We start from the raw sequence: 3,702 nt of genomic DNA, 5'->3' as shown, positions 1-3,702 counted from the left end.
TTCCTGGTCCGAGCCGGCCGCGTCGAGGCGGCCCGCGTCGTCGGCGGCATCGGCGGCGTCGGCGGAGAGCCAGTAGCGCTGCCGCTGGAAGGCGTAGGTCGGCAGGTCGGTGCCGCCGGCACCGGTGCCCGCGAAGAACGCGGCCCAGTCGATGCCCGTCCCGCGCACGTGCAGCGCGCCCAGCGCGGTCATGGCCGCGCGCGCCTCGGGCCGTCCGGCGCGCAGCAGCGCCACCGCCGCGGTCTCCTCGCCGCCATCCCCGACCACCGGCTGCACCATCGCCGACAGAACGCCGTCCGGACCCAACTCCAGGTAGGTGCGGACGCCTTCACCACTCAGGGTGCGCACGCCGTCGGCGAAGCGGACCGCCTCGCGGACATGCGTCACCCAGTACGCGGGGTCGGTGAGGTCACCGGCCAGGTCAGCGGTGACGTTCGACACCACCGGAATACGAGGGGCGTTGTACGTCAGCGACTCCGCGACCGCACGGAAGTCGGCCAGCATCGGGTCCATCAACGGCGAATGAAACGCGTGCGAAACGGTCAGCCGCTTGACCTTACGACCCTCAGAACGCCAGGCCGCCTCCAGCTCGGCGACGGTGTCACCCGCACCCGAAACCACCACGGCCTCAGGCCCGTTGACCGCCGCCACCGCCACATCCTCGCGGCCCGCCAACGCCTCCCGTACAACAGACTCCTCCGCCCGCACCGCCAACATCGCCCCACCAGCCGGCAACGCCTGCATCAACCGACCCCGAGCAGCAACCAGCCGGACCGCGTCCTCCAGCGACAGCACACCCGCCACATGCGCGGCCACCAGCTCACCGATCGAATGCCCCGCCAAGAAGTCCGGCCGCACACCCCACGACTCCACCAACCGGTACAACGCCACCTCCAGCGCGAACAGCGCGGCCTGCGTGTAAACGGTACGGTCCAGATCCGCGGAGTCGGCCTCGAACATCACCTCCCGCAACGGCCGCTCCAACTCCCCCTCGAACAGCCCGCACACCTCATCCAGCGCATCCGCGAACACCGGGAAGGCCCCGTACAGCTCACGCCCCATGCCGGACCGCTGACTGCCCTGGCCCGAGAACAGGAACGCCGTACGACCCTCCACCGTGGAGCCGGTGACGAGTCCCGCGGCCTGCGTGCCGTTCGCGAGAGCGTCCAGCGCGGCGAGGAGTTCGCCGCGGTCACGTCCGACGGCGACGGCCCGGTACTCAAGGGCCTGGCGGCGCGTGGCCAGCGAGTGGGCGATGTCGGTGATGTCGGCGGTGTCGGCCGTGGCGTCGGCGCGCACGTGGCGGGCAAGACGCGCGGCTTGGGCGGTGAGGCCCGCCGTGTCCTTGCCGGAGAGTACCCACGGCAGGTGCCGTCCGTCGGCGACACGTGCGACACGTGCGGCACGGGGCTCGGCGCTGGGCAAAGGGCTCGGCGGCTGCTCGACGATGACGTGCGCGTTGGTGCCGCTGATGCCGAAGGAGGAGATGCCGGCGCGGCGCGGATGGCCGGTCTCGGGCCACTCGGTCGGCTCGGTGAGCAGGGCGATACTGCCCGCGGACCAGTCGACCTGCTCGGTCGGGCGGTCGACGTGGAGGGTGCGCGGCAGGACGCCGTGCCGCATGGCCATGACCATCTTGATGAGGCCACCCACACCGGCGGCGGCCTGGGTGTGGCCGATGTTGGACTTCAACGAGCCGAGCAGCAGCGGGTGTTCGCGGTCGCGACCGTACGTGGCCAGCAGGGCCTGGGCCTCGATGGGGTCGCCGAGGGTGGTGCCGGTGCCGTGGGCCTCGATCGCGTCGATGTCGGCGGCGGACAGCCCGGCGGTGCCGAGCGCGTCACGGATGACGCGCTGCTGGGAGGGGCCGTTGGGAGCGGTCAGACCGTTGCTCGCGCCGTCCTGGTTGACGGCGGTGCCGCGTACGACGGCCAGTACGGTGTGGCCGTTGCGCCGGGCCTCGGAGAGCCGTTCCACCAGGAGCATGCCGACGCCCTCGGACCAGGCGGTGCCGTCGGCGGCGTCGGCGAAGGACTTGCAGCGGCCGTCGGCCGCGAGTCCCCGCTGCCGGCTGAACTGCACGAACATCGTCGGGGAGGCCATGATCGCGGCGCCGCCGACCAGCGCCATCGAGCACTCGCCGCCCCGCAGCGCCTGCACGGCGAGGTGCAGGGCGACGAGCGAGGACGAGCAGGCGGTGTCGACGGTCATCGCCGGGCCTTCGAGGCCGAAGGTGTAGGCGATGCGGCCGGAGACGACGGAGCCGGCGTTGCCGGTGAGCAGGTGGCCCTCGATCTCGTCGGGCACCTGCCCGGGACGCGGGCCGTAGCCCTGGAAGGCGGCGCCGACGAAGACGCCGGTACGGCTGCCGCGGGCGGCGGCCGGGCTCACCCCCGCGCGTTCGAACGCCTCCCAGGAGGTCTCCAGCAGCAGCCTCTGCTGCGGGTCCATGGCCAGCGCCTCACGGGGGGCGATGCCGAAGAAGGCCGGGTCGAACAGGTCGGCGTCGTAGAGGAAGCCGCCGGTGCGGGCGTAGGTGGTGCCGGGGTGCTGGGGGTCGGGGTCGTAGAGCGAGTCCAGGTCCCAGCCGCGGTTCGCGGGAAACGCGTCGATGGCGTCCCGGCCGGAGGCGACCAGGTCCCACAGCGCCTCGGGCGAGTCGACGCCGCCCGGGTAACGGCAGGCCATGCCGACGACGACCACCGGGTCCTCGTCCAGCCCGGCCGCCGCGGCGGGTCCGGCCGCGGCGGGCGCGTCGGCCCCGCCGTACAGCTCGGCTTCGAGGTACGCGGCGAGCGAGGCCGCGGTCGGGTGGTCGAAGACGAGGGTGGCGGGCAGGCGCAGACCGGTGGCGGCGCCGACCCGGTTGCGGAGCTCGACGGAGGTGAGCGAGTCGAAGCCTAGGTCCTTGAACGCCCGTCCGGGTTCGACGGCGGCCGCGGAGGCGTGGCCGAGCACGGCGACGGCCTGGTTGCGGACGAGGTCCAGCAGTTCGCGGGCCCGGTCGGCGCCGGACAGCCCGGCCAGGCGCCGTGCGAGCGACGACTCGCCGCCGGACGCCGCCGTTCCCCGCCCGGCCTGGCGCCGCGCCGGCCGGACGAGTCCGCGCAGCAGTGGCGGCGCCTCGTGGCCGGCGTCGGCCGGACGCAGGCCGGTGAGGTCGAGGCGGACCGGCACGGTCACCGCCCGGGCGCCAGTGCGGCCGGCGTCAAAGGCGGCCATACCGTCGGCCGCGTCGAACGGGACCATCCCACCGCGTGCCATACGAGCCAGGTCGCCGTCCGTGAGGTGGCCGGTCATGCCGCCGTCCTGGTGCCACGGCCCCCAGGCCAGCGAGACCGCGGGCAGACCGAGACCGCGACGATGGGTGGCCAGAGCGTCCAGATAGGCGTTGGCGGCGGCGTAGTTGGCCTGGCCGGCACTGCCCAGCACACCCGCGACCGACGAGAACAGCACGAACGACGCGAGATCCTGACCTTGCGTCACCTCGTGCAGATTCCAGGCAGCACGGGCCTTGGACTCCCACACAGCACCCAGCCGTTCAGGCGTCATCGACGCGAACAACCCGTCGTCCAGCACACCGGCCGTATGCACGACAGCCGTCAGCGCACGACCGTGCAGCACAGCGGCCAGGGCATCCCGATCGGCCACGTCACACGCGACCACCTCGGCCCGAGCTCCCGACTCGGCAAGGGAGGCCAC

The 3,702-nt window shown here is 73.1% G+C and carries 1 protein-coding gene; it reads right to left on the bottom strand.

What is annotated here, in order from left to right; genetic code table 11:
* A partial coding sequence (locus K7G61_RS35635) for a type I polyketide synthase (protein WP_225851303.1) occupies positions 1-3,702 on the bottom strand: 3,702 nt, incomplete at both ends.

The organism is Streptomyces sp. HPF1205 (genome assembly GCF_020400825.1).
Taxonomy (GTDB): Bacteria; Actinomycetota; Actinomycetes; order Streptomycetales; family Streptomycetaceae; genus Actinacidiphila.
The sequence above is the reverse complement of the archived record's forward strand: the minus strand, read 5'-3'. Positions and strand labels throughout refer to the sequence as shown.